This window comes from Enterobacter sp. DNB-S2 (assembly GCF_019443845.1).
Taxonomy (GTDB): Bacteria; Pseudomonadota; Gammaproteobacteria; order Enterobacterales; family Enterobacteriaceae; genus Enterobacter; species Enterobacter asburiae_B.
In genome coordinates this window covers 2,796,463-2,817,930 of record NZ_CP050520.1, presented here as the reverse complement: position 1 = coordinate 2,817,930, position 21,468 = coordinate 2,796,463, and the positions used below count along the sequence as shown (strand labels likewise).

Here is a 21,468-nt window from a genome sequence, read left to right as displayed (position 1 = left end):
ACCGGGCAAGAGTTTTAAGCGGAAATCTGCTCCATCGCCTGCAGAATACGCTTATCCGAAATCGGATACGGCGTACCGAGCTGCTGGGCAAAGAAGCTGACGCGCAGCTCCTCGATCATCCAGCGGATCGCCTGCACGTCTTCATCGTCGCGGCGCGCCGGCGGCAGCTTGTTTAACCACTGCTGCCACGCCTGCTGTACGCTCTCCACTTTCAGCATCTGCGCGCGATCGCGGTGCGGGTCGATAGCCATTTTTTCCAGACGTTTTTCAATCGCCTGCAGATAACGCAGCGTATCGCCCAGACGCTTAAAGCCGTTGCCGGTGACAAAGCCGCGATAGACCAGCCCCGCCATCTGCGCCTTCACGTCCGACAGCCCCAGCGCCATGGTCATATCCACGCGCCCCTTCAGGCGCTTGTTGATATTGAACACGGCGGTGAGGATCTGCTCGACCTGTTTGGCTATCTCCACCACGGTGTCGTTCAGCTCGGCGCGCACCTTTTCATGAAGCTGAGCAAAGCCCTCTTCCGTCCAGACCGGACCGCCCGCCTCGTGGATCAGCTTGTCCACGCCGCAGGAGATGCAGTCGTCAATCAGATCCAGCACCTTGCCGTACGGGTTAAAGTACAGCCCGAGCTTGGCTTTGTTCGGCAGCTTCTCGTGCAGATACTTGATCGGCGACGGGATGTTGAGCAGCAGCAGGCGACGCAGCCCGCGCCACATCATCTGCTGCTGTTCCTGCGGATTATCAAACAGCTTGATCGCCACGCTGTCGCGCTCGTCCACCAGCGCCGGCCAGGCTTTGACCTTATAGTTACCGCGCTTCTGCTCGTAGCTTTCCGGAAGCTGACCGAAGCTCCAGATATGCAGCCCGCTCTGCTCGATACCGTCGTCCGCCACCGCAGAAAGCGTCTCCTGAACTTTCCCTTTCAGCGACTCTTTCAGCTCGCTCAGCGAACGTCCTTCCAGCAGCTTTTTGTTTTTATCATCCACCACGCGGAAGCTGATTTTCAGGTGATCGGGCACCTGATCCCAGTTCCAGTCTTCGCGGTCGATGGTGGTGCCGGTCATGCGTCGGAACTCGCGCTCGAGCGCGTCCAGCAGCGGCAGCTCCAGCGGCGTGACGCGGCCTAAAAACGCTTCCGCATAGTTTGGCGCAGGCACAAAGTTACGGCGCACCGGTTTCGGCAGGGATTTGATCAGCGCAATCACCAGCTCGCGGCGCAGGCCGGGGATTTGCCATTCAAAACCGCCCTCATCGACCTGGTTTAGCAGCGGCAGCGGAATATGAACGGTCACGCCATCCGCGTCGGCACCCGGTTCAAACTGATACGTCAGACGCAGCTTGAGGTTGCCCTGATGCCAGAAGTTCGGGTAGTCGAGCTTGCTGACCGACTCCGCCCCCTCTTTAATCAGCATGCTCTTTTCAAAGTTGAGCAGGTCCGGCGTCTCTTTGCTGGCCTTCTTCCACCAGCTGTCGAAGTGGCGGGCGGAGATAACATCGTGGCTGATGCGCTGGTCGTAAAACTCAAACAGCGCCTCGTCGTCCACCAGAATGTCGCGGCGGCGGGACTTGTGCTCAAGCTCCTCCACTTCCGCGCGCAGCTTCAGGTTTTCGCGGAAGAAGGCGTGGCGCGTCTGCCAGTCACCCTCCACCAGCGCGTGACGGATAAACAGCTCGCGGCTGAGCGCCGGATCAATCTGGCTGTAGTTGACCTTACGTGCGGCGACCACCGGCAGGCCGTAAACAGTCACTTTTTCGGTCGCCATTACCGCGCCCTGCGCGCGCTCCCAGTGCGGTTCGCTGTACGATCGTTTCAGCAGGTGCTGAGCCACCGGCTCCACCCATTCCGGATCGATACGCGCGGCAATGCGTCCCCACAGGCGGCTGGTTTCCACCAGCTCCGCGACCATGGTCCACTTCGGCGGCTTCTTGAACAGGCCGGAACCGGGGAAGATGGAGAAACGGGCGTTACGCGCGCCGGTATACTCCTGCTTTTCGGCGTCCTTCATCCCAATGTGGGACAGCAGGCCGGTCAGCAGCGCGATATGAATCTCGCGGTACTCCGCCGGCTCGCTGTTGACCGGAATGCCCAGCTCTTTCACCACCTGGCGCAGCTGGGTGTAGATATCCTGCCACTCGCGCACGCGCAGGTAGTTGAGGAAATCCACGCGGCACTGGCGGCGGAACTGGTTCGAGGAGAGCGCTTTCTGCTGCTCGCCGAGATAGTTCCACAGGTTTACGAAGGCGAGGAAGTCGGACTCTTTGTCGTGGAAGCGACGGTGCTTTTCGTCAGACGCCTGCTGCTTGTCCATCGGACGCTCGCGCGGATCCTGAATGGAGAGCGCCGAGGTAATGATCATCGCCTCGCGCACGCAGCCGTGCTTTTGCGCTTCCAGCACCATACGGGCCAGGCGCGGATCCACCGGCAGCTGGCTGAGCTGGCGGCCGAGCGGCGTCAGCTTGTAGACCGTGGCCTGCTCGTCGGTGGTGATCGCCCCGAGCTCTTCCAGCAGACGCACGCCGTCCTGAATGTTGCGTTTATCCGGCGCTTCGACGAACGGGAACGCCGCGATGTCGCCCAGCCCCAGCGCGGTCATCTGCAGGATAACGGACGCCAGGTTGGTACGCAGAATTTCCGGGTCGGTAAACTCCGGGCGCGACAGGAAATCATCTTCGGAATAGAGACGAATACAGATCCCTTCCGAGACGCGGCCGCAGCGGCCTTTACGCTGGTTAGCGGACGCCTGGGAGACCGGCTCAATCGGCAGCCGCTGGACCTTCGTGCGGTAGCTGTAGCGGCTGATGCGCGCCGTGCCCGGGTCGATCACGTATTTAATCCCCGGCACGGTCAGCGAGGTTTCCGCCACGTTGGTCGCCAGCACGATGCGTCGCCCGCCGTGCGGCTGGAATACGCGGTTCTGCTCGCTGTTTGACAGGCGCGCGTAAAGCGGCAGGATCTCCGTGTGGCGCAGGTCGCGCTTGCTGAGCGCATCGGCGGTGTCGCGGATTTCGCGCTCGCCGCTCATGAAGATCAGAATGTCGCCCGCGCTTTCGTTGCCCAGCTCGTCAACGGCGTCGAAGATAGCCTGCAGCTGGTCTCGCTCGGTATCGTCCGCCTCTTCCACAATCGGGCGATAGCGCACTTCAACCGGATACGTGCGTCCTGACACCTCGATAATCGGCGCATTGTTGAAATGCTTCGAGAAGCGCTCCGGGTCGATGGTCGCGGAGGTGATGATGATTTTCAGATCCGGGCGACGCGGCAGCAGCTCTTTCAGGTAGCCGAGCAGGAAGTCAATGTTCAGGCTGCGCTCGTGCGCTTCGTCAATGATGATGGTGTCGTACTGCATCAGCAGGCGATCCTGCTGGATTTCCGCCAGCAGAATACCGTCGGTCATCAGCTTGACCATGGTGTTATCGCTAACGTGGTCGCTGAATCGCACCTTGTAACCGATGCAGCCGCCCGGCTCCGTCTGCAGCTCTTCGGCAATACGGTTTGCCACGGTGCGCGCCGCGAGTCGACGTGGCTGGGTGTGGCCAATAAGCCCTTTTAGCCCGCGTCCCAGCTCCATACAGATTTTCGGCAGCTGGGTGGTTTTCCCCGAGCCGGTTTCCCCCGCAACAATCACCACCTGGTGGCCGCGGACGGCCTCAAGGATGTCCTGTTTTTTCTGGCTGACGGGCAGGTTTTCCGGGTAGGTAATTGCCGGACGTGCGGCTTCGCGCAGCACAACTTTCCCTGCCGCCTGTTCAATCTCTTTCGCCATCTCCTGGTAAATGGCCTGTTGTGCATCAGGATTTTTAACCTTCTTCACGCCGTGCAGACGGCGGGCAAAGCGCTGTTTATCGCGCAGCATCAGAGAATCAAGCTGTTGCAGGAGCATCGGGAAGGTTAATTTTTGTTGTTCTGTCATAGCGTTAAAGGGCAGTACACGCCCTGATAAACTCTCTTTTTAATGATTGCTATAGAGTACCACATCGACGCCTTTCGCGCCTTATTCAAAAAATTCGAACATAGGCTTCGATATATTGCTCTATCTCTGTGGCAGGATTGTGAATAGAGTGTCAACAAGCAACGGGGCAACCCCCTTCAATCAAATGCAACAACAGGAATCACCCATGAGCAAAGTATTAGTTTTGAAATCCAGTATTCTGGCAGGGTACTCTCAGTCTGGTCAGCTGTCTGATTACTTCGTTGAACAGTGGCGTGAACAGCATTCCGCTGACGAAATCACCGTGCGTGACCTGGCTGCAAACCCAATTCCTGTGCTGGACGGCGAGCTGGTTGGCGCGCTGCGCCCAAGCGATGCACCGCTGTCTCCACGTCAGCAGGAAGCCCTGGCCCTGTCCGACGAGCTGATTGCTGAGCTGCAGGCGCACGACGTTATCGTCATCAACGCCCCAATGTACAACTTCAACATCCCTACCCAGCTGAAGAACTACTTCGACCTGGTGGCGCGCGCTGGCGTAACCTTCCGTTACACCGAGAACGGCCCTGAAGGTCTGGTGAAAGGTAAACGTGCGATCGTACTTACCAGCCGTGGCGGTATCCATAAAGACACCCCAACCGACCTGGTTGCACCGTACCTGAGCCTGTTCCTGGGCTTCATCGGCATCACTGACGTGAACTTCGTGTTTGCTGAAGGTATCGCTTACGGTCCGGAAGTGGCGACCAAAGCGCAGACCGATGCGAAAGCCGCCATCGACAGCCTGGTAGCAGCCTAAGATTTTGCCCTCTCACCGCCTGGTGGGAGGGTTTTTCTTTCCCCCCGCATTTCGTTATCATCCGCTCCCACTCTCCAGCCGGGCGGCCTGATGTCTGCGATTATTGATTCTTTTATTGCCCCACCGTGTCACGACGACATTCAGATCCTCTGGCAGGATGAACATCTGCTGCTGATCGATAAGCCTTCCGGTCTGCTCAGCCTCTCGGGCAAGAATCCGCAAAACCTTGATTCCGTCCATTATCGTCTGGTCCAGACGTTCCCCGGCTGCACGCTGGTACACCGTCTGGATTTCGGCACGTCCGGGCTGATGGTGGTTGCGCGCAATAAGGCCATCAACGCGGCGCTGTGCCAGCAGTTCAGCCAGCGCAGCGTGGAGAAGGTCTACAGCGCCCTGCTTTGCGGCCATGTGGAAAACGACGAGGGAATAATAGACGCGCCGATTGCCAAAGACCCGGCGCTGTTCCCGCTGATGTCGATTTGCGCCATCAACGGAAAACCCGCCCGCTCCCGCTATCGGGTGGTGGAACGGTTTTATCAGGGTACGGGACTGCCGTTAACGCGGGTGATACTTACGCCGGAGACCGGGCGAACCCATCAGCTGCGTATTCACTGTCAGCAGCTGGGGCACCCGATTCTGGGCTGCGATCTGTATGGCGGTCTTGAAGCGCCGGGGGCGGAGAAAACGCCCCGGCTGATGCTGCATGCAAGCGAACTGAATTTTATTCATCCCGTGAGCGGAGAGCCGGTTAACGCCCGTCACGCCGCCCCGTTCTGAATGCGGTTTACCACATCAAATCGTCAGGGATTTTGAAGTCCGCGTACGGATCGTCTTCGTCCTGCTCTTCCTGACTTAGCGCGCTGTTTAACACGATGCTGTCGGCATCGCGCTGGGCAATTTTATCGGCCACCACCGCCGGAATAATCGCGTATTCACAGTCGCCGCTGGCGTTGATGACCAGACGGGCAATCGCCAGACGGCCGTTAATCAGCTGAGCCTGGGTTTGCTTGTCGACCTCGATTTTTTTGATCAGATTGCCGTCGGTGAAGTTAAAGGTGATGTTGCCTTTCGCCACGGTGATGCGGTTCATTTCAATCAGCTGCTTCACCTGCGCTTTAAACTCTTTCGCCAGCACGGCCTGCTTCTGCTGCTCGCTCAGCAGCTTGTCGCGCTCGATCTGCGCTTTCTTGTTCTCTTCTACCGCTTCCCGAGCCTCGCGCGCCTGAACGCGTGATTTCTTTGCCGTGCGCTGCACTTTCGCCACTTTTTTGCTGCTGACTAAGCCCGCTTTCAGCATCTGCTCTTGTAAGGTGAGTTTTGTCATGATTGTTTCTAAACCGGTTGGAAATTTTGGGGATTATAGCGGGAATTGCGGAGCGTGTGCCAGAGAAGTAGGCATGGCGCTTTGTCGCCTGAGCTTTGTTTATTATTTATTCAGCGTTTACTAACGTTACAGCCGCAAGAGTGATTAAAAATTGTCAGGTCATTTTCTTAAAAAAAATCAGCAACTCATAAATATGATGTGAGTTGAATATCTGTACCGGCTTCAGGCGTAGGCTGCTTTTCTCTTATTAAAAGAGTAAGGAGAAAATATGGCCTTAAAAGGAACAATGCTGCTTAACGATGCTGACTATGCGCCTTTTAACCTGCACGACGTTGGTGTGTTTATGGCCCATTCCGGGCAGGGAATTTACAGAAACAATGGATTATGTGGTGCTGTTAAAGGCTCAGGTCCAATTACCCTGGGAAATACTGGATTGTTGACAGAGGGACTGGAGGTTTCTTTTCAGGGTTAAAAGCGAAGGTTCAGGATCGGTGGAACAAGGTTAGATCCGGGGCAGAATTTGGCCGCGATGAGTGGTTTGCTTTATACAAGGATGACTGGGGTATCGATGATGGCACCTGGATTGATAACGTCTATCGGGGTTTGTTTCGGCTGCATCCGGGTACGCTATCTGAGGGATGTATCACGATTGCCCATGATTCTGATTACGCATTGATCCGCAATGCTCTGATGAGTACGGAACTTATTCAGGTTCCCTGTATGCGTTCACTGATGGCACGCGGCTGGGTTGAGGTGATTGAAAGTGGCTACACCAACACTTGTCCGTAAATGGGGCATCAGGCTATTCAAAACGGTTTGGTTTCTATGCATCAGCATTATAGTAGGCCGCATATTGGGACCCGCTGAACGCTATCTTGATCATGATGTGGCCTCATCTATATGTGATTTTATTTATGGCGACGTGAATGCTGAAACAATATATGACACATATACCAATATCGATATTTTAATCGTACTGACCCTCGCCACGGTTATTTATCGCTTAACAACACTGCTACTCAAGAAAATAAGGAAATAAAGAATGCCAATTCCTCCCTACATGTGGCTAAAAGACGATGGTGGAGCAGATATTAAAGGTTCCGTTGATGTTCAGGACCGTGAAGGTAGCATTGAAATCATAGGGCTGAGTCATGACCTTAACCTACCGGTAGACAGCGCTAACGGCAAGATCACCGGCACGCGTCAACACTCATCCATGCGGATTGAAAAGGAAGTTGATAGCTCCACGCCGTATCTCTATAAAGCAGCCTCTACCGGTCAGGCGCCTAAAAGCGCTGAAATCAAGTTCTATCATATCAATGATGCCGGACAGGAAGTCTGTTATTACACCGTCTTGATGGAGAACGTAAAGGTTACGGGTGTTAACTGCAGCGTGCCGAACGTGAAGATCGCTGCCAACAATAAAATGAACCATGTTGAAAGCGTAAGTCTCCAGTACGAAAAAATCACCTGGCGCATTGTCGACGGCAACATGATGCACAGTGACGCCTGGAACGAACCTCCTACAGCATAACGCTAAGGGGCGCGATGCCCCTTACTCTTCCTATCCCAGCATGTGCGCGCAACACTGTTCATGAACTTCGCTCATGTTGCATTGAAATTAAGTCACTTCCCCTGCGCCGCGGGCTCAGGCATAAATTATGCATCGGTAACTTCTTAGCAACATGAACTTAGGATGCATAACCACAATGAGCAAAGCTTTCACATATACCCTTAAGCGCAGTTGCTTCGATGAGAATTACAACCCGTCAGAAAATACGCGTACGACCACCAACTTTGCCAACCTGGCGCGCGGGGAAAAGCGTCAGGAAAACCTGCGCAATACGCTGGTGATGATCAACAACCGCTTTAACGCCCTGGCGCGCTGGGATAACCCAAACGCCGATCGCTACGCGGTTGAGCTGGAAATCATCTCTGTCGACTTGAACATTGGCGCGGAAAAACCGTTCCCGGCCATTGAGATATTGCAAACCACGATTGTCGACAAAAAAAATAACAAGCGTATCCCGGGCATCGTCGGAAATAACTTCTCTTCTTACGTGCGGGATTATGATTTCAGCGTGCGACTTCTGGAACACAACAAGAACCAGCAGCACTTCAGCATTCCGGAAAAGTTTGGCGAACTGCACGGCAATATTTTCCGCCACTTTGTGAGCTCGCCGGAATACAAAGAGAACTTCAGCAAGGGTCCGGTGATCTGCCTGAGCGTCTCCAGCAAAGACACCTACCGCCGCAACGGTAACCAGCATCCTGTGCTGGGCGTTGAGTATCAGCCGGATGGCGAGTCGCTAACGGAACAGTACTTCGCGAAGATGGGCCTGAAGGTTCGCTATTTCATGCCGGAAAACAGCGTGGCGCCTTTCGCGTTCTTCTTTACCGGGGATTTGCTGAGTGACTACACCGATCTGGAGCTGATTGCCACCATCAGCACGATGGAGACGTTCCAGAAAATCTATCGCCCGGAAATTTATAACGCAAACTCGGCGGCGGGACTGTGCTACCGACCGGATCTGAACCAGCAGGATCACTCCTTAACCAAAATTGTTTATGACCGGGAAGAGCGTAGCCGACTGGCGATTGAACAGGGTCGCTTTACCGAAGCGTACTTTATTAAGCCTTACCAACACATTCTTGAGCAGTGGTCTGATAACTACACGCTTTAATTCATCAAAAAAGGTCTTTTATTATGAAAACATTGCTCCCGACTTCTACGGCTGGCAGCCTGCCTAAGCCGACCTGGCTTGCACAACCTGAAACGCTGTGGTCACCCTGGAAATTACAGGATCAGGAACTCCTGGCGGGTAAACAGGACGCGCTGCGCCTGTCCCTGGATGAGCAGATCCGCGCGGGTATCGATATCGTCAGCGACGGAGAACAGACTCGCCAGCACTTCGTCACCACCTTTATTGAACACCTGAGCGGCGTGGATTTTGAAAATCGCCAGACGGTGCGCATTCGTAACCGCTACGACGCCAGCGTGCCGACCGTGGTTTCAGCCGTTGCGCGTCAGAAGCCGGTATTCGTGGACGATGCGAAGTACCTGCGTCAGCTCACGGACAAGCCGATCAAATGGGCCCTACCCGGGCCGATGACCATGATCGACACCCTTTACGACGCGCACTATAAAAGCCGCGAAAAGCTGGCCTGGGAATTCGCCAAAATCCTCAATCAGGAAGCGCGTGAGTTAGAGGCCGCGGGCGTGGATATTATCCAGTTTGATGAACCGGCATTTAACGTCTTTTTTGACGAGGTGAACGACTGGGGTATCGCCGCGCTGGAGCGCGCCATTGAAGGGCTGAAGTGCGAAACCGCGGTACACATCTGCTACGGCTACGGCATCAAAGCCAATACCGACTGGAAAAAGACGCTCGGCTCAGAGTGGCGCCAGTACGAAGAGGCCTTCCCTAAGCTGCAGACCTCTAATATCGACATTATCTCCCTGGAGTGCCACAACTCCCGCGTGCCGATGGATCTGCTGGAGCTGATCCGCGGTAAAAAGGTGATGGTCGGCGCGATTGATGTGGCAACCAACGCCGTTGAAACGCCGGAGGAAGTCGCCGATACGCTGCGTAAAGCGCTGCAGTTCGTCGATGCCGACAAGCTTTACCCGTCAACCAACTGCGGCATGGCCCCGCTTTCACGGCAGGTGGCTAACGGCAAGCTGAAAGCGCTCAGCGCCGGCGCAGAGATTATCCGCAAGGAGCTCGGCGCGTAATCCCTTACGTTTGCCAGTAGAGCGGCGTACCGAAAAACGCCACGTAATAATCAATCACCGCCCTGACGTTCAGGGGCGGATGACGTGCGTTAGGATAGATCGCCGCAATATTGAGTTGCTCCGTGTTGATGGCGCACGCCATTTCCGGCAAAAGGGCGACCAGCTCCCCCCGCTTCAACCTGTCGCCAATCAGCCAGTCCGGAAACAGGACGATCCCCATCCCACCCAGCGCGGCAATGAGCAGCGACTCCGCATTATTGGACGTCATTAGCGGCGCGACGGGATAATGCACCCAATTCTCCCCTTTGCGACGTACGAGCCAGCGGTTAGGCCCGGACGAACCGCGATAGACCAGACATTTGTGCTGGCTCAGCTCGGCCGGGTCGGTCGGGACGCCGTGTTGACGCAGATACGCGGGCGACGCGGCGAGGTGGTAGCGCTGCTGCCCAAAAACACGGGCGTGGAACGTCGAATCCGTCAGCGTGCCGATGCGGAAGATGAGATCGGCGGCATCCCGGTGCGGGTCGATAAAGTCATCGGTCAGCGTCAGCTCAATGGTTAACCGTGGATAACGCTCGGCCAGGCCTGCCAGTCCGGGCGCAACGTGTCTTTGTCCAAAAAATACCGGCCCATTTATGCGGACCGTGCCGGAGGGTTCGGTCGAACGTTCATCCAGCTCACGACGCGCCTCTTCGAAGTTATCGACCATCGCCCGGGCATAGCGGATAAACAAATGCCCGCTTTCCGTGGGGATCACCGCACGGGTATTGCGATAGAACAGCTGCTGGCCGAGCGCGTCTTCAAGCTGATGAACAATGCGCGACACCTGCGAGGCGGATATTCCCTCTCGTCGCGCGACGACGGAAAAGTTCTGCGTTTCATAGACGGCAATAAACAGCAGCAGTGAGCGAAGGTTCATGCTTCCGGCATCTGACATTAATGCATTTCCTGCAAAGGTGTTTCCTGCATTATGGCATTTTTCTCACGAGTCTACCGACGTAATCTTCTTCGCCTGAAAACGGAGGAAGCGTAATGCAGTTTGTTTTGATTTTACTGGTGATTGCCGGCGGGATGGGCCTCTCCGTCGAGGCGGGGCTACTGGGGCCATTAGGGGGAGAAGTGGGCGATTTATGGGCGACGTTCAGCATTTTTGGCGTCGGCGCCGCACTGACGTTTCTGCTGATGCTGTTTTTCAGCCCGCGTAACAGCCCGTCGTTTTTCGCCCAGCCCGGCTGGCAGCTGCTCGGCGGCGTGCTTGGCCCTGTTTACGTGGTCATTCTGACGATCGCCACGCCGACCATCGGTATCGCTCTGATGATGATTGGCATTCTGGCTGGTCAGGTTTTTAAAAGCCTGATCATTGATCACTTTGGCCTGCTGGGTACGCCGCACAGGAAGATAAACGCAAAACGTATCGTGGCGCTGGTTTTTATTATTGCGGCACTGGTTCTGGTCGCGCAGGGGTGATGATATGACGCTGATAATGATTCTTCTGGCCGTCTGCGGCGGTGCAACGCTGAGCATTCAGGCCGCGATTAACGGGCAGCTCGGCAGCAATGTCGGGGTATTTAAAAGCGCGTTTCTGACGTTTTCCGTCGGCGCGCTGATAACCGCCCTGCTCATTTTCTTCTTTGAACCGAAGCAGGCGGTCACGCTGCTGGACGTGCCGAAATGGCAGCTCATCGGGGCGATGTTCGGCGTGCCTTACATTGTGATCATGGTCGTGGCGGTGCAGCGCATCGGCACCGCCGTCGCCACGGTGGCGGTGATATTCGGCCAGCTCGCCATGAGTATGTTGATTGATAACTTTGGCTGGCTGGGGAATGCGGCCATTCCGTTCTCGACGAGTCGTCTGGGGGCGATTGTCTGCCTGGGGATAGCGCTTGTCTTTATTTACTCGGGTAGTAAAACCCGTTCTGCCGGGACATGACACCACACCTTGCGGACACAGCGTAGACACGAAACAGTTCCCTCGCCCCTTTGGGGAGAGGGTTAGGGTGAGGGGAACATAAGGCTGTAGTGGTGATTCCGTTCACTTTATGTTTCTTGCTACTCTGTTACGACATAACCTGTGAACGTGCCAGGGTGGCTCAGTCGCCACCACCCTGGCGACCCGGGCTCCCGGCGGTAAATCGCCGCTTCGCGGTCCCTTCGGCTTATTCCTTCCGGCTTATCGGGGACGGGCGGAGGTAACGTCCCTGTAAAGCCCGCCCTCTCGGCGCATCCATGCGCCTCGCCCCGGCCTGCAGGAAACGCCTCAGCGATTTACAGCCGGACCAGGTCATCGCTGCAAAATAATCATGTCATTTTAAAAAACCTGAATCGCTTCTGATTAAGAATTGAGTGGGATTCCTTATCCCTTGGTAAAGAACAGCGTCACCGTGGCGACGGTGACGCCAAATTTCTTCATCTCGGTTTTATTAAACAGATGCGTCTCATCCTGCAAATACATCCAGTCGTCGAAGTTCAGTAGCCAGGTGCTGCCGTTGGCCTTCACGTTCATGCTGTAATGCCAGTTAAAGGCGTTGCCTGCAGCCTGCCCCGTGGCAACCCCTTCAATGTCCCCTGCCGTTCCCTCGTAGCGATCGTGCCCCACGCGGCGTATATGCCAGACCCGCTGCTGTTTCTCGCCATCGTCGTAGACAAAGTGCTCATTCAGCGTCAGCGTATCGCCGATAACGTCTCCGGCAATCTCAACGTGGAAACGGCGGATCTGCTTGCCGCTGCGATCCTGCACCATCCCCCACGCTTCGGTTTTGCCCTGGAAGTAGTGGAAGATATCAAGCCGCGGCTGCTGCTGGCGATACTCGGCCACCTCAGTGCTACAGCCCGCCAGCAGCATCGTGAATGCCAGCGCCATCATCAGGATACGTTTCATTTTTGGCCTCCGATTAACTGCTGACGCAGCTCAGGATATTGCGTGCGGGGATCGAGCCAGATGGCCAGAAAACGGGTGCTGAACGCTTCCGACTGGCGCGGTCCGAGTGGAATAAAGGATGTTTGCGCCGCTGACGCGCGATACCAGAACTGCCCCTGCTTATCGTTGAGAACAAATGCCAGCTGTGAGCCCGGGCGAACATCCGGCCATAGCGACCGGAGCATCCGCAGCCAGGCTTCGCTTTGCGGTTCCTGGGCCAGGATCCCCTGCGCCTGCCACTGGTCGCGGGTCGCCTCAACCAGTTCATCGCGATCGATGTCCCGCGCATAGGTAATAATGAGCGCCTGATCCTGGTCCCGGCTGTAACGGCCGTCCGGGGTGCGCAGCTGGGAGGTGTAGACGGTGAAAGGCCCCCAGGTAAGCGTGGCGTCACCCACCTTCCGCCAGGCAAGCCAGTCGGCGGCCTGGGCAACCGGAACAACCAGCGTCAGCCAAAGCAGCAAAACCACAGATCTCATTTTTGTCTCCCCATCAGCAGGTGGAAAAACAGCATCAGTACCAGCCAGCCCGGCGCCATCCAGCTCACGACGATAAAGGTCGGCTCCAGAAACGTGATGCCCCCCAGCCGCTCGCCGAACAGGTAGGCCACCGGTCCGCCCACGGCGGCCAGCAGGGTCAGCAGCCAGCCGGGTAGCGTGGTGGTGCGCGTCAGCTGCGTCCAGACCGTGGCGAACATCAGCCACAGTGCCACCATCCATAACGGCATCAGGGACTCGCCCGTAAAGGCAATCAGCCCGGTCAGGGCCCAGAGTGCGTCCAGCAGACTGCCCGCCGCGGCCAGCCCAATGGCGTAAAAACGGTAAGCAGGCGGCAAGAGCAGGCACGCCAGGATCGCCAGCGCAAGCCAGATAATCAGGCCCTGTTCGCGAAAGAGCACCACCAGCACCCAGTAGAGATCGAACGCGACGGCGAGCAGGAAGACCTGAAGGTAACGTCTCATACGCGCTCGGCGGTCAGCTGCACCACGCTGATGGTGCGAGCGTTAAACCCGGCCTCACAGTAGCCAAAGTAGTACAGCCACATGCGGCGGAACCGTTCATCGAAGCCGAGCTTTTCAATCTCCTGCCAGGCATGGACAAACCGCTGCCGCCAGTGGGCCAGCGTGCGGGCGTAGTCGGGGCCCATGTCGAAAAGATTGCGCACCACGAAATCGGTGTGGCGCGTCATCAGCTCGTTCATCGCGGTGATGCTCGGCAGGAAGCCGCCAGGAAAAATGTAGCGCTGGATAAAATCGACGCTTTTGCTGTAGTCGCGATAGCGCTGGTCCTGAATGGTAATGGCCTGAATCGCCATCCGTCCTCCGGGGCGCAGCCGCGCCTGGCAGGTGCGGAAAAACGTGGGCAGATAGCGTTGCCCGACGGCTTCAATCATCTCAATTGAGACCAGCTTGTCGTACTGTCCGGTGAGGTCGCGATAGTCGCAGAGCAGTACCTCAACGCGATCCTGCAACCCCGCGCGGGCGATCCGCTCTGTCGCCCAGCTATATTGCTCCTGCGACAGCGTGGTGGTCGTCACCCGACAGCCGTAATGACGCGCCGCGTATTCCGCCATCGCGCCCCAGCCGGTGCCTATTTCCAGCAGGTGGTCACCCGGGTTTAGCGCCAGCTGATCACACAGCCGCGCCATTTTGGCCCGCTGAGCCGCCGTGAGATCCTGCTCGTCACCAGTAAACAGCGCGCTGGAATAGAGCAGCTCTTTATCCAGAAAATGGGCATAAAAGGTATTGCCCAGATCGTAATGGGCGGCAATATTTTCGCGCGCCTGCATGCGGGAGTTACGCCGCGTCCAGTGGCGTATCCGCTCCAGCGGCCTGCCGAGCAGACGGAACCCGTTTTCCAGACGCCCAAGCACCTCGCCGTTTATCGCGAGCAGCTCCAGAAGCGGCGTAAGGTGTGCAGTTTCCCATTCGCCGTCCATCCAGGCTTCTGCCGCAGCAAGGCTCCCGCCCGTTAAGACGCGCCAGTAGACGCCGGGCGTGAGGATCTGCACGTCGGCATGCAGCGCGGAGGATGACTCGCCAAAATGGAAGGTCTGCGCCCCTTCACGCAGCGTGAGCGAGCCGCCGCGGATACCGCTTAACAGACGAAACAGCAGCCATCGTGCGATGCGGACGTTGCGCGGAATATCGGGTTCTAACGCAAAGACGGGATCGGTCATGAGCGTTCACTCCTGCTGACGGGATGGTTATACAGCGGCACGCGCTTGAGCCACAGGCGCAGCGCCTGCCAGTAAATGGCAAAAACGGTTTTCAGGGTCATGAGCGGAATGCGCAGCAACAGCGAGCGCAGCGCGGGGCGCGTCAAAGGCTCCCGGCGCAGCGCGAGCGTGGCGTCAAAGACCTTCGCTTCCTGATGATTTTCAATGTGCATATGCAGCGTGTTATCCGGGTCGTTAAAGCGCCAGTGGTAGATCATGTCCATCGGGTTGAAGGGGGAAACGTGAAACGCTTTTTCCGTGGGCTGCGCATCCTGTCCATTGACGGCATAGTAATGACGTTCATTCCACGGCGTGTTGCGGACCTCTGCCAGCACCCAGCGCAGCGTCTCCTTCCCGTCGTAGCAGTAGTAAAAGTTGACCGGATTGAAATGAAAGCCGAAATAGCGCAGCTGCGTCAGGAGCATCACCCGACCGTCCGGACGTTCTCCGGTCAGGCTCTCCAGCCTGCTCAGCACGTTTTCTTTGAGCGGCGTACCGAGCGGGTAGTCCGCATCGTGAAACGAGGCGGCGGCAAAGCGATTGCGCCGCACACCGATGGACGAGAGCTGCGGTAGTTCATCGAGATCCAGCCAGGCCATAAAAACGCTGTAGCTGAATTCATGGGTTTTCGGCTGAAGGCGGCGGTGGCGTAATACGCCGTGGTAGAGGCAGCTGTTCATCTCAGTTCCCCTCTCCGGCCGCTATCGCGTTGACCACGTCCAGCGCGCTGCGCACGCCATCTTCATGAAAGCCGTTGTACCACCAGGCACCGCAGTACCAGCTCCGGTTATGACCGTTGATCTCGCCGCGCCGCGCCTGCGCTCGCCAGCTTTGCGGGTTAAACAGCGGATGTTCATAGACAAAGCGTTGCAGAACGAAGCGTTCATCTACCGGCGCGTCCGGGTTGAGGGTGACGCAGAACAGCGGACTGCCCGCAGGGAGCCCCTGCAGGATGTTCATGTTGTAGGTGACGCAGGCGCTGGCCTGCTCGTGAGCGCTCAGGCGGTAGTTCCAGCTGGCCCACGCGCGCCGCCGCTCCGGCAGCCAGCGCGGATCGCTGTGTAAAACGACCTCGTTGCGCTGCCAGCCGATATCGCCCAGCACCTCGCGCTCTGCGGGCGTCGGGTCATCAAGCATCGCCAGAGCGCTGGCGGAGTGGCAGGCAAAAATCACCCGATCGAAGGTATGGCTACCGTTTTCAAGCTGAAGCGTAACCCCGTGCTCGTGGCGGCTCACCCGCTGCACCGGAGAATTGAGATGCAGATTCAGACGGTCGCCCAGCTTGTCGAGCATGGCGCGGATATACTCCCGCGAGCCGCCCGGCACCACGTACCACTGCGGGCGCTGGGTGATATCCAGCAGCCCGTGGTTCTGGAAGAAACGTAAGAAAAGCGGCAGCGGGAAACGCTTCATCTCCTGCAGCGACGAGGACCAGATGGCGGCCCCCATCGGCAGAATGTAGTGGCGCGCAAAAAACGGCGTGAAGCCGTGCTGTTCCAGAAACGTTTGCAGCGTGGCGTTCGGGTCCACCTCCCCGTCCAGCGCCTGTTTCGCCAGACGATTGAAGCGGACGATCTCCCCGAGCAGCCGCCAGAATGCCGGATTCACCAGGTTTCGGCGCTGGGCAAACAGCGACGTCAGGGTGTGTCCGTTGTACTCCAGCCCCGTCGCCGGGTTGTGCACCGAAAAGCTCATCTGCGTTTTTTGTCCGCTGATGCCCAGCTCGCTGAGGAGGCCCATAAAGCGCGGATAGGTGCGATCGTTGTAAACGATAAACCCGGTATCGATCGCGTAGGTACCCTGTGGCGTCGAGACGTCAACCGTTGCGGTATGGCCGCCGGGCGTGGCGTCCGCTTCAAACAGGGTCACCTGATGGTGCCCGGCCAGGCGCCAGGCGCAGGTCAGCCCGGCGATGCCGCTGCCGATAATCGCAATGTTCATGAACGCACCATCCTGCGCAGCAGCGCGCGCTGAAGAAACGCAGGCAGCCCGGAGAGCAACCGCAAAATAAAGCCAAACCCGTCAGGAAACGCGATATGCATTTTCCCTGCCGCCAGCCCGGTACGGATCGCCTTGACCGCCTCGTCGACGCTCACCCTGCCCGGCATGGCAAAATCGTTTTTGCGCGTCAGCGGCGTATCAACAAAGCCCGGCGAGACCACCGTGACGGCAATTCCTTTTGGCTCCCAGTCCAGGCGCAAACTCTCAGCAAACCAGCTCAGGGCCGCTTTGGACGCGCCGTAGGCTTCTGCCCGTGGGAAAGGCAGCCAGTGGGCCATGGAACTCACCAGCACTACGCGGTTGCCAGCCGTCAGCTGGGGCTGCAGCGCGTCAAGACAGTTCACCGGGCCGAGGAAATTTGTCGCCATAACCCGCTCCACCAGCGCCGCATCCACCACGCCTCCATCGAGATATTCGCAGGTACCGGCGCAGAGAATAATCAGATCGGCGTAGCTGCCGGTCAGCGCCTGGCGACAGGCATCCCTGTCTGTCATATCGAACAGGCGAACGGTGAGATTGGGGCAGGTATGATGCAGCGCGTCGAGGCGCGCCGGATCGCGTCCGCAGGCAATCACGTGGTAGCCGTCTGCGGCAAAGGATTTCGCCAGCCCGGCGCCAATGCCCGAGCTTGCACCGGTGATCAGCACCGTTTTCATGATTTGACCCTCCGCTTCACGCCGCGTACCGCCCAGCCCAGCAGAGGAAGGTGTTCGTAGATCATCTCTCCCGCATCGTAGTAGTCGCGCTGGTGCGTGATGAGATCGTTTTCCGTGTCCAGCACCGAACATCCCGGCAGTTCGAGCGGCTCTCCCCCGGCAATGCGCGGATGCGACCAGTGCATTACCCAGGTCACAGCAAACCGGTTCCCACTGCACAGCGGCGTATCGATGGTAAAACGGCAATGCTCGACGTTGGCCAGCAGATGGGTGAAATAGCGCTGAAGCGCGAAAATCCCGTCATGCTCGCCAAACGGATCGATAAGCGTGGCATTCGAATGGTAAAGCCCCACCAGCGCGGACGGCGGCTGGCTATCCAGTGCGGCGTAGTACTCAACAAACCGACTCACGACAGAGGGCATAGTGCTCATGGGTCACATCCTGGCTGTAAACAACGTGGCATAATCGCATAATTAAAACTTACACAATTACCGTTATTTGTCCAAGTTTGTGATGATTTATTTTTTATTTTAACTATATATCAATAACTTAATAACAGTAAAAAAGTGAGTTTTGTAGACCGGGTAAGGAGTGGCCGCCACCCGACTTTAACTTTCAGGATTTCCTTAAGGCAAACTCGCCGGTCTTCTTCCAGGCTTATCCTTTTTATTCATAAGGATGCCTGCATGAAACGTTTCTTTCTTTCCCTATTCTCAAGCCCGGAATCCTTACTGCAGGTGATGAGCCAGCAGGAAATCATAGAAGCCGTCGAAGATGGCGATCGCATCATTATCGACCAGGACGGGAACGCCTCGGTGAACTACAAAAGCAACGAGGTGCGGCAGGATTTTCTGCGTCACGTCAATATGCTGAAGAGGGCCTGATATGGGAACGGCGATATTTATGGTGCTGATGGTATGCGGGTACTGGTACACCAGCCGCGACCTGTCGACACGCTTTAAAATCAAGCGCTCCTTTGGCTGGGACGTCTATTTTCTTGTGGCGCTGTACGGCTGTATTTTCGTTCTGCAGGGCGTGATTGCCACCGGTCTGCTCTGGCTGCTCCTGCTCGCTCTTTCTGCAGCCAACAACGCTTTTCACTTTGCCTCGCCGAAATATACCGACTGGCAAATCGACTTTATGAACTGGAGCTTTTTAGGCATTCAGGCGCCGGTGGTCGTGATGCTGGCGTTTGCCATCCTGTTTTGCCTCTACCGCTCTAACTGGGCAGGCAGCGCCAGGCTGGACGGCGAAAGCCGGAAAAAGCTCTACAAACGTCTGGCGCAGTCGAGCGGTATTGAACAGCTGCTGTATCAGTGTATGGAGCAAGGGGAACTGGCGCAGGTCACGCTGCGGTCGAGGCGGATTTACGTCGGCATGATCCACACCGCGACGCTGGAATATGAAAAAACGGCCAATATCGTGCTGATCCCGATGTTAAGCGGGTACAGAGATGCGAAGACGATGAACTTTCGCATCGAGAATAACTACAGCAAGTGGTATGCGGAGCATGACATCACGCTCGACTCCGAACCCCGCAGCGCCATGTCATTCCGGAAGGTGATTTTACTCAATCAGATTGAGAGCCTCTCGCTGTTCGATCCCGCCAGCGCCAGCGCGCTATCGCTGGCACAGCGCGACGAGAGCTCTCGTTCTAAAGAGACATCCCCATAATCCTGATTATGCTCTGCTGTGAAGCGGTTTCGAAAAGGACGTTCTTAACGCAGAGCATGCCCTGCTTCTGGTAGAACCGGTACGCTCCCGCATTCTGCTCAAGCACTTCCAGCCAGAGATAGTCTTTTCCCCTGCTCCGGGCCATGTCGGTGATGCTGTTGAACATCACCTGGCCATAGTTCTTGCCGGTCTCGGCGGGATCGAGGTAGAGCTTGTTGAGGAGAACGCCCTTCTTGTCCGTTTCCGGGAGCAGGGCTTCCCAGGTCACTTTCATAAATCCCACTGGCCGATCGGTCTCGGCAACATACCAGGAAACAGCGTTCTCTTTCAGGCTCTGTTCAAGTACGGAAAGCGCGTACTCGCCGTCCAGAAAAACCTTCATCTCTGCGTCTGACACCCACAGATGCTGAAAATGGGCGGGATAGATTCGGTATCCCAGCTCGCTTAAGAGCGTGGCATCGGCACGGGTGGCCTGTCGAATTCGAAACGTCATGGAAAGTCTCCCTGGTAATCACCCGCGTTGTGCATTTTGGTAGAGATCCCAGCGGTTGCCGTAAATATCTTCAAACACCACTACCGTACCGTACTCTTCCTCACGAGGCTCTTCGCAGAAATGAACGCCTTTGTCTTTCATGGCACGGTAATCGCGCCAAAAATCGTCCGTCTGAAGGAAGAGGAAAACTCTGCCGCCGCATTGATTGCCGATAAAGCTTTCCTGCCTCTCGTTAGAAGCGCGAGCCAGCAATATGTTGCAGTCACTTTCCGGGTTGGGTGAGACGACCACCCAGCGTTTACCCGGTTGAGGCGTATCCTCTACGAGGGTAAACCCCAGCTTGTCGGTGTAGTATTCAATGGCGCGATCGTAGTCATCAACCACAATAGCCACGCAGCCAAGGCATCGCTTCTGTGTTCTCATTTTTCGTTTCCTTTGCATGAATGGGTACGGGCACGCTATCCCATTGCAGCGTGCTGGCCGCCGGATTTACTGGCTTGCGTAAGCCTCGCGCTTTTCAGCCCATTTCAGCATGGCATCAAGCGCCGGACATAATGCCTGCCCCCAATCGGTGAGGCGATATTCCACTTTCGGTGGCACTTGCGGGTAGACCATCCGCGAAACGATACCATCGGATTCAAGTTGCCTGAGCTGCTGCGCCAGCATCTTCTGGGAAATACCGGGGATCAGTTTTTCGAAATCTGAGTAGCGCTGCACTTTTCCGTCGAAAAGATGAAAAAGAATAATTAATTTCCAGCGGCCTTCCAGCAGCCGTAACACTTGCTCCACCCCGCTCGCGGCAGATTCCGGACTATATAACTTACTCATAATTCAGTAGCTCACTTTTTCGTGCGTACTTGTCAATTTCTCAGTCTATGTTGAATATACCTGTACTGTAAATAACGGGAGTGCAAGGTCATGTCATTAGATATTGATTTTAAAGGCAAACGCGTGCTTGTTACCGCGGGCACGAAAGGGCTCGGAAAAGCGGTCGTCGGGCTTTTAAAACAGCTCGGTGCAACGGTATTCACCACTGCGCGCCACGAGCCGGACGTAGATGTCGCAGATACTTTCGTCGCCGCTGACCTTACGACGGTCGCTGGATGTGCCGCTGTCGCATCTGCAGTTCAGGAGCAGATGGGAGGCGTCGACGTGATTATCCATGTTGCGGGCGGTTCAACCTCACCTGGTGGCGGTTTTGCTGCGCTTGGCGAAGAAGAGTGGCAGCAGGAGCTCAATCTTAATTTGTTGCCTGCAGTACGCTTAGATCGCGCCCTGCTTCCCGGAATGCTCGCGCAGGGAAATGGGGTGATTATTCACGTGACGTCTATTCAGCGCGAGCTGCCGTTACCGGAATCAACAACGGGTTATGCGGCGGCTAAAGCAGCCCTCTCAACCTACAGTAAAAGCCTTTCAAAGGAAGTCTCACCGAAGGGCGTTCGGGTGGTGCGCGTTGCGCCCGGCTGGATCGAAACTGAAGCGGCGGTTGCACTGGCGGAGAGGCTGGCAAAGCAGGCAGGTACAGACTACGAAGGCGGCAAGCAGATCATTATGAAGGCGCTAGGTGGAATACCGCTCGGACGCCCTGCCAGACCGATAGAGGTGGCCAACCTCATCGTCTTCCTTGCTTCATCGCATGCTGCGAGTATCACAGGTACTGAATTTGTGATTGATGGCGGCACCATTCCGACAGCGTAACGCGGGTGCTTAATCGGCTCGGTG

25 protein-coding genes and 1 pseudogene are annotated in these 21,468 nt (G+C 56.6%); 12 read left to right on the top strand and 14 right to left on the bottom strand.

From position 1 onward, the window contains the following. Positions 1-14: 14 nt before the first annotated feature. Positions 15-3,917 carry an ATP-dependent RNA helicase HrpA gene (hrpA, locus tag HB664_RS13470; protein WP_219939609.1) on the bottom strand — a complete coding sequence of 1,301 codons (3,903 nt, stop codon included), beginning with the start codon at positions 3,915-3,917 and terminating at the stop codon, positions 15-17. Between the two features lie 205 nt (positions 3,918-4,122). On the opposite strand from hrpA, the gene azoR reads away from it, so the two are divergent. Then, positions 4,123-4,728: an FMN-dependent NADH-azoreductase gene (gene azoR / locus HB664_RS13465; RefSeq protein ID WP_008502313.1), complete on the top strand. Its 606-nt coding sequence runs from the start codon at positions 4,123-4,125 to the stop codon at positions 4,726-4,728. 90 nt (positions 4,729-4,818) lie between these two features. Next, positions 4,819-5,505 carry an RluA family pseudouridine synthase gene (locus tag HB664_RS13460; protein ID WP_033145469.1) on the top strand — a complete coding sequence of 229 codons (687 nt, stop codon included), beginning with the start codon at positions 4,819-4,821 and terminating at the stop codon, positions 5,503-5,505. A 7-nt stretch (positions 5,506-5,512) separates the two neighbouring features. On the opposite strand, the gene HB664_RS13455 is transcribed toward HB664_RS13460, so the two are convergent. Next, entirely contained in the window at positions 5,513-6,052 is a 540-nt protein-coding gene (locus tag HB664_RS13455) for a DUF2058 domain-containing protein (RefSeq protein WP_205915911.1), read from the bottom strand. Between the two features lie 268 nt (positions 6,053-6,320). Here HB664_RS13455 and HB664_RS13450 point away from each other — a divergent pair. The 5 genes and pseudogenes from HB664_RS13450 (at position 6,321) to HB664_RS13430 (ending at position 9,788) form a co-directional block, all read left to right on the top strand. Further along, positions 6,321-6,841: pseudogene (locus HB664_RS13450) on the top strand (DUF2778 domain-containing protein). Further along, positions 6,816-7,091 (top strand): hypothetical protein, encoded by a 276-nt coding sequence (locus HB664_RS13445; protein ID WP_072196664.1) that lies wholly within the window; start codon positions 6,816-6,818, stop codon positions 7,089-7,091. The pseudogene HB664_RS13450 and the gene HB664_RS13445 overlap by 26 nt, the downstream one beginning before the upstream one ends. A gap of 3 nt (positions 7,092-7,094) precedes the next feature. Continuing rightward, positions 7,095-7,586 (top strand): type VI secretion system tube protein TssD, encoded by a 492-nt coding sequence (locus tag HB664_RS13440; RefSeq protein ID WP_219939608.1) that lies wholly within the window; start codon positions 7,095-7,097, stop codon positions 7,584-7,586. A 175-nt stretch (positions 7,587-7,761) separates the two neighbouring features. Continuing rightward, entirely contained in the window at positions 7,762-8,736 is a 975-nt protein-coding gene (locus HB664_RS13435) for a DUF1852 domain-containing protein (RefSeq protein WP_219939607.1), read from the top strand. Positions 8,737-8,759: 23 nt separating this feature from the next. After that, on the top strand, positions 8,760-9,788 hold the full coding sequence (locus tag HB664_RS13430; RefSeq protein ID WP_023311627.1) for a methionine synthase: 1,029 nt from the start codon (positions 8,760-8,762) through the stop codon (positions 9,786-9,788). A gap of 4 nt (positions 9,789-9,792) precedes the next feature. Here the strand turns inward: HB664_RS13430 and HB664_RS13425 are convergent, their stop codons facing one another. Further along, positions 9,793-10,725: a LysR family transcriptional regulator gene (locus HB664_RS13425; RefSeq protein ID WP_033145466.1), complete on the bottom strand. Its 933-nt coding sequence runs from the start codon at positions 10,723-10,725 to the stop codon at positions 9,793-9,795. A 95-nt stretch (positions 10,726-10,820) separates the two neighbouring features. Between HB664_RS13425 and HB664_RS13420 the strand changes: the two genes are divergently transcribed. Together HB664_RS13420 and HB664_RS13415 are read left to right on the top strand one after the other, a co-directional pair. Next, the gene (locus tag HB664_RS13420; protein ID WP_219939606.1) at positions 10,821-11,255 is read left to right on the top strand and encodes a DMT family transporter; all 435 of its coding nucleotides are present in this window, start codon (positions 10,821-10,823) and stop codon (positions 11,253-11,255) included. A 4-nt stretch (positions 11,256-11,259) separates the two neighbouring features. Beyond that, positions 11,260-11,718 (top strand): DMT family transporter, encoded by a 459-nt coding sequence (locus tag HB664_RS13415; RefSeq protein ID WP_094935248.1) that lies wholly within the window; start codon positions 11,260-11,262, stop codon positions 11,716-11,718. A gap of 423 nt (positions 11,719-12,141) precedes the next feature. Here the strand turns inward: HB664_RS13415 and HB664_RS13410 are convergent, their stop codons facing one another. From HB664_RS13410 to HB664_RS13375, 8 genes are read right to left on the bottom strand one after another with little or no spacing between them, the layout of a single operon-like run. Next, positions 12,142-12,666 carry a DUF3833 domain-containing protein gene (locus HB664_RS13410; RefSeq protein ID WP_047061808.1) on the bottom strand — a complete coding sequence of 175 codons (525 nt, stop codon included), beginning with the start codon at positions 12,664-12,666 and terminating at the stop codon, positions 12,142-12,144. Further along, complete coding sequence (locus tag HB664_RS13405; RefSeq protein WP_039262576.1) at positions 12,663-13,184, bottom strand: hypothetical protein; 522 nt, start codon at positions 13,182-13,184, stop codon at positions 12,663-12,665. Before HB664_RS13405 ends, HB664_RS13410 begins: the two co-directional genes overlap by 4 nt. Next, a complete protein-coding gene (locus tag HB664_RS13400; RefSeq protein WP_143347050.1) occupies positions 13,181-13,666 on the bottom strand; it encodes a DUF2878 domain-containing protein in 486 nt (161 codons plus the stop codon). Before HB664_RS13400 ends, HB664_RS13405 begins: the two co-directional genes overlap by 4 nt. Then, positions 13,663-14,883 carry a cyclopropane-fatty-acyl-phospholipid synthase family protein gene (locus tag HB664_RS13395; RefSeq protein ID WP_219939605.1) on the bottom strand — a complete coding sequence of 407 codons (1,221 nt, stop codon included), beginning with the start codon at positions 14,881-14,883 and terminating at the stop codon, positions 13,663-13,665. The genes HB664_RS13400 and HB664_RS13395 overlap by 4 nt, the downstream gene beginning before the upstream one ends. Then, entirely contained in the window at positions 14,880-15,602 is a 723-nt protein-coding gene (locus HB664_RS13390) for a DUF1365 domain-containing protein (RefSeq protein ID WP_219939604.1), read from the bottom strand. The genes HB664_RS13395 and HB664_RS13390 overlap by 4 nt, the downstream gene beginning before the upstream one ends. Before the next feature lies 1 nt (position 15,603). Continuing rightward, positions 15,604-16,863 (bottom strand): NAD(P)/FAD-dependent oxidoreductase, encoded by a 1,260-nt coding sequence (locus tag HB664_RS13385; RefSeq protein WP_217072937.1) that lies wholly within the window; start codon positions 16,861-16,863, stop codon positions 15,604-15,606. Next, the gene (locus tag HB664_RS13380; RefSeq protein ID WP_219939603.1) at positions 16,860-17,579 is read right to left on the bottom strand and encodes an SDR family NAD(P)-dependent oxidoreductase; all 720 of its coding nucleotides are present in this window, start codon (positions 17,577-17,579) and stop codon (positions 16,860-16,862) included. Before HB664_RS13380 ends, HB664_RS13385 begins: the two co-directional genes overlap by 4 nt. After that, on the bottom strand, positions 17,576-18,010 hold the full coding sequence (locus tag HB664_RS13375; protein ID WP_094935241.1) for a nuclear transport factor 2 family protein: 435 nt from the start codon (positions 18,008-18,010) through the stop codon (positions 17,576-17,578). The genes HB664_RS13380 and HB664_RS13375 overlap by 4 nt, the downstream gene beginning before the upstream one ends. 255 nt (positions 18,011-18,265) lie before the next feature. Here HB664_RS13375 and HB664_RS13370 point away from each other — a divergent pair, with 255 nt between their 5' ends. Both HB664_RS13370 and HB664_RS13365 read left to right on the top strand, forming a co-directional pair. Further along, positions 18,266-18,463, top strand: coding sequence for a hypothetical protein (locus HB664_RS13370; protein ID WP_023311615.1), 198 nt, complete (start codon positions 18,266-18,268; stop codon positions 18,461-18,463). 1 nt (position 18,464) lies between these two features. Beyond that, complete coding sequence (locus HB664_RS13365) at positions 18,465-19,253, top strand: hypothetical protein (RefSeq protein ID WP_032657321.1); 789 nt, start codon at positions 18,465-18,467, stop codon at positions 19,251-19,253. On the opposite strand, the gene HB664_RS13360 is transcribed toward HB664_RS13365, so the two are convergent. The 3 genes from HB664_RS13360 to HB664_RS13350 form a co-directional block, all read right to left on the bottom strand. Next, complete coding sequence (locus HB664_RS13360; RefSeq protein WP_094935240.1) at positions 19,234-19,746, bottom strand: GNAT family N-acetyltransferase; 513 nt, start codon at positions 19,744-19,746, stop codon at positions 19,234-19,236. The genes HB664_RS13365 and HB664_RS13360 overlap by 20 nt on opposite strands. A gap of 18 nt (positions 19,747-19,764) precedes the next feature. Beyond that, positions 19,765-20,169, bottom strand: a complete 405-nt coding sequence (locus tag HB664_RS13355; protein WP_032639272.1) for a VOC family protein — start codon at positions 20,167-20,169, stop codon at positions 19,765-19,767. A gap of 66 nt (positions 20,170-20,235) precedes the next feature. Further along, on the bottom strand, positions 20,236-20,574 hold the full coding sequence (locus HB664_RS13350; RefSeq protein ID WP_023311611.1) for a helix-turn-helix domain-containing protein: 339 nt from the start codon (positions 20,572-20,574) through the stop codon (positions 20,236-20,238). Positions 20,575-20,664: 90 nt separating this feature from the next. On the opposite strand from HB664_RS13350, the gene HB664_RS13345 reads away from it, so the two are divergent. Next, positions 20,665-21,444 (top strand): SDR family oxidoreductase, encoded by a 780-nt coding sequence (locus HB664_RS13345; protein WP_048981103.1) that lies wholly within the window; start codon positions 20,665-20,667, stop codon positions 21,442-21,444. The last annotated feature ends 24 nt before the right edge of the window (positions 21,445-21,468 follow it).

Coding starts and splice junctions, on each gene's coding strand:
- HB664_RS13415 (WP_094935248.1), top strand. CDS start 11,260: ATGACGCTGATAATGATTCTTCTGGCCGTCTGCGGCGGTGCAACGCTG.
- HB664_RS13440 (WP_219939608.1), top strand. CDS start 7,095: ATGCCAATTCCTCCCTACATGTGGCTAAAAGACGATGGTGGAGCAGAT.
- HB664_RS13370 (WP_023311615.1), top strand. CDS start 18,266: ATGAAACGTTTCTTTCTTTCCCTATTCTCAAGCCCGGAATCCTTACTG.
- azoR (WP_008502313.1), top strand. CDS start 4,123: ATGAGCAAAGTATTAGTTTTGAAATCCAGTATTCTGGCAGGGTACTCT.
- HB664_RS13420 (WP_219939606.1), top strand. CDS start 10,821: ATGCAGTTTGTTTTGATTTTACTGGTGATTGCCGGCGGGATGGGCCTC.
- HB664_RS13375 (WP_094935241.1), bottom strand. CDS start 18,010: ATGAGCACTATGCCCTCTGTCGTGAGTCGGTTTGTTGAGTACTACGCC.
- HB664_RS13410 (WP_047061808.1), bottom strand. CDS start 12,666: ATGAAACGTATCCTGATGATGGCGCTGGCATTCACGATGCTGCTGGCG.
- HB664_RS13455 (WP_205915911.1), bottom strand. CDS start 6,052: ATGACAAAACTCACCTTACAAGAGCAGATGCTGAAAGCGGGCTTAGTC.
- HB664_RS13360 (WP_094935240.1), bottom strand. CDS start 19,746: ATGACGTTTCGAATTCGACAGGCCACCCGTGCCGATGCCACGCTCTTA.
- HB664_RS13350 (WP_023311611.1), bottom strand. CDS start 20,574: ATGAGTAAGTTATATAGTCCGGAATCTGCCGCGAGCGGGGTGGAGCAA.
- hrpA (WP_219939609.1), bottom strand. CDS start 3,917: ATGACAGAACAACAAAAATTAACCTTCCCGATGCTCCTGCAACAGCTT.
- HB664_RS13395 (WP_219939605.1), bottom strand. CDS start 14,883: ATGACCGATCCCGTCTTTGCGTTAGAACCCGATATTCCGCGCAACGTC.
- HB664_RS13460 (WP_033145469.1), top strand. CDS start 4,819: ATGTCTGCGATTATTGATTCTTTTATTGCCCCACCGTGTCACGACGAC.
- HB664_RS13425 (WP_033145466.1), bottom strand. CDS start 10,725: ATGTCAGATGCCGGAAGCATGAACCTTCGCTCACTGCTGCTGTTTATT.
- HB664_RS13380 (WP_219939603.1), bottom strand. CDS start 17,579: ATGAAAACGGTGCTGATCACCGGTGCAAGCTCGGGCATTGGCGCCGGG.
- HB664_RS13345 (WP_048981103.1), top strand. CDS start 20,665: ATGTCATTAGATATTGATTTTAAAGGCAAACGCGTGCTTGTTACCGCG.
- HB664_RS13405 (WP_039262576.1), bottom strand. CDS start 13,184: ATGAGATCTGTGGTTTTGCTGCTTTGGCTGACGCTGGTTGTTCCGGTT.
- HB664_RS13390 (WP_219939604.1), bottom strand. CDS start 15,602: ATGAACAGCTGCCTCTACCACGGCGTATTACGCCACCGCCGCCTTCAG.
- HB664_RS13385 (WP_217072937.1), bottom strand. CDS start 16,863: ATGAACATTGCGATTATCGGCAGCGGCATCGCCGGGCTGACCTGCGCC.
- HB664_RS13355 (WP_032639272.1), bottom strand. CDS start 20,169: ATGAGAACACAGAAGCGATGCCTTGGCTGCGTGGCTATTGTGGTTGAT.
- HB664_RS13430 (WP_023311627.1), top strand. CDS start 8,760: ATGAAAACATTGCTCCCGACTTCTACGGCTGGCAGCCTGCCTAAGCCG.
- HB664_RS13400 (WP_143347050.1), bottom strand. CDS start 13,666: ATGAGACGTTACCTTCAGGTCTTCCTGCTCGCCGTCGCGTTCGATCTC.
- HB664_RS13365 (WP_032657321.1), top strand. CDS start 18,465: ATGGGAACGGCGATATTTATGGTGCTGATGGTATGCGGGTACTGGTAC.
- HB664_RS13435 (WP_219939607.1), top strand. CDS start 7,762: ATGAGCAAAGCTTTCACATATACCCTTAAGCGCAGTTGCTTCGATGAG.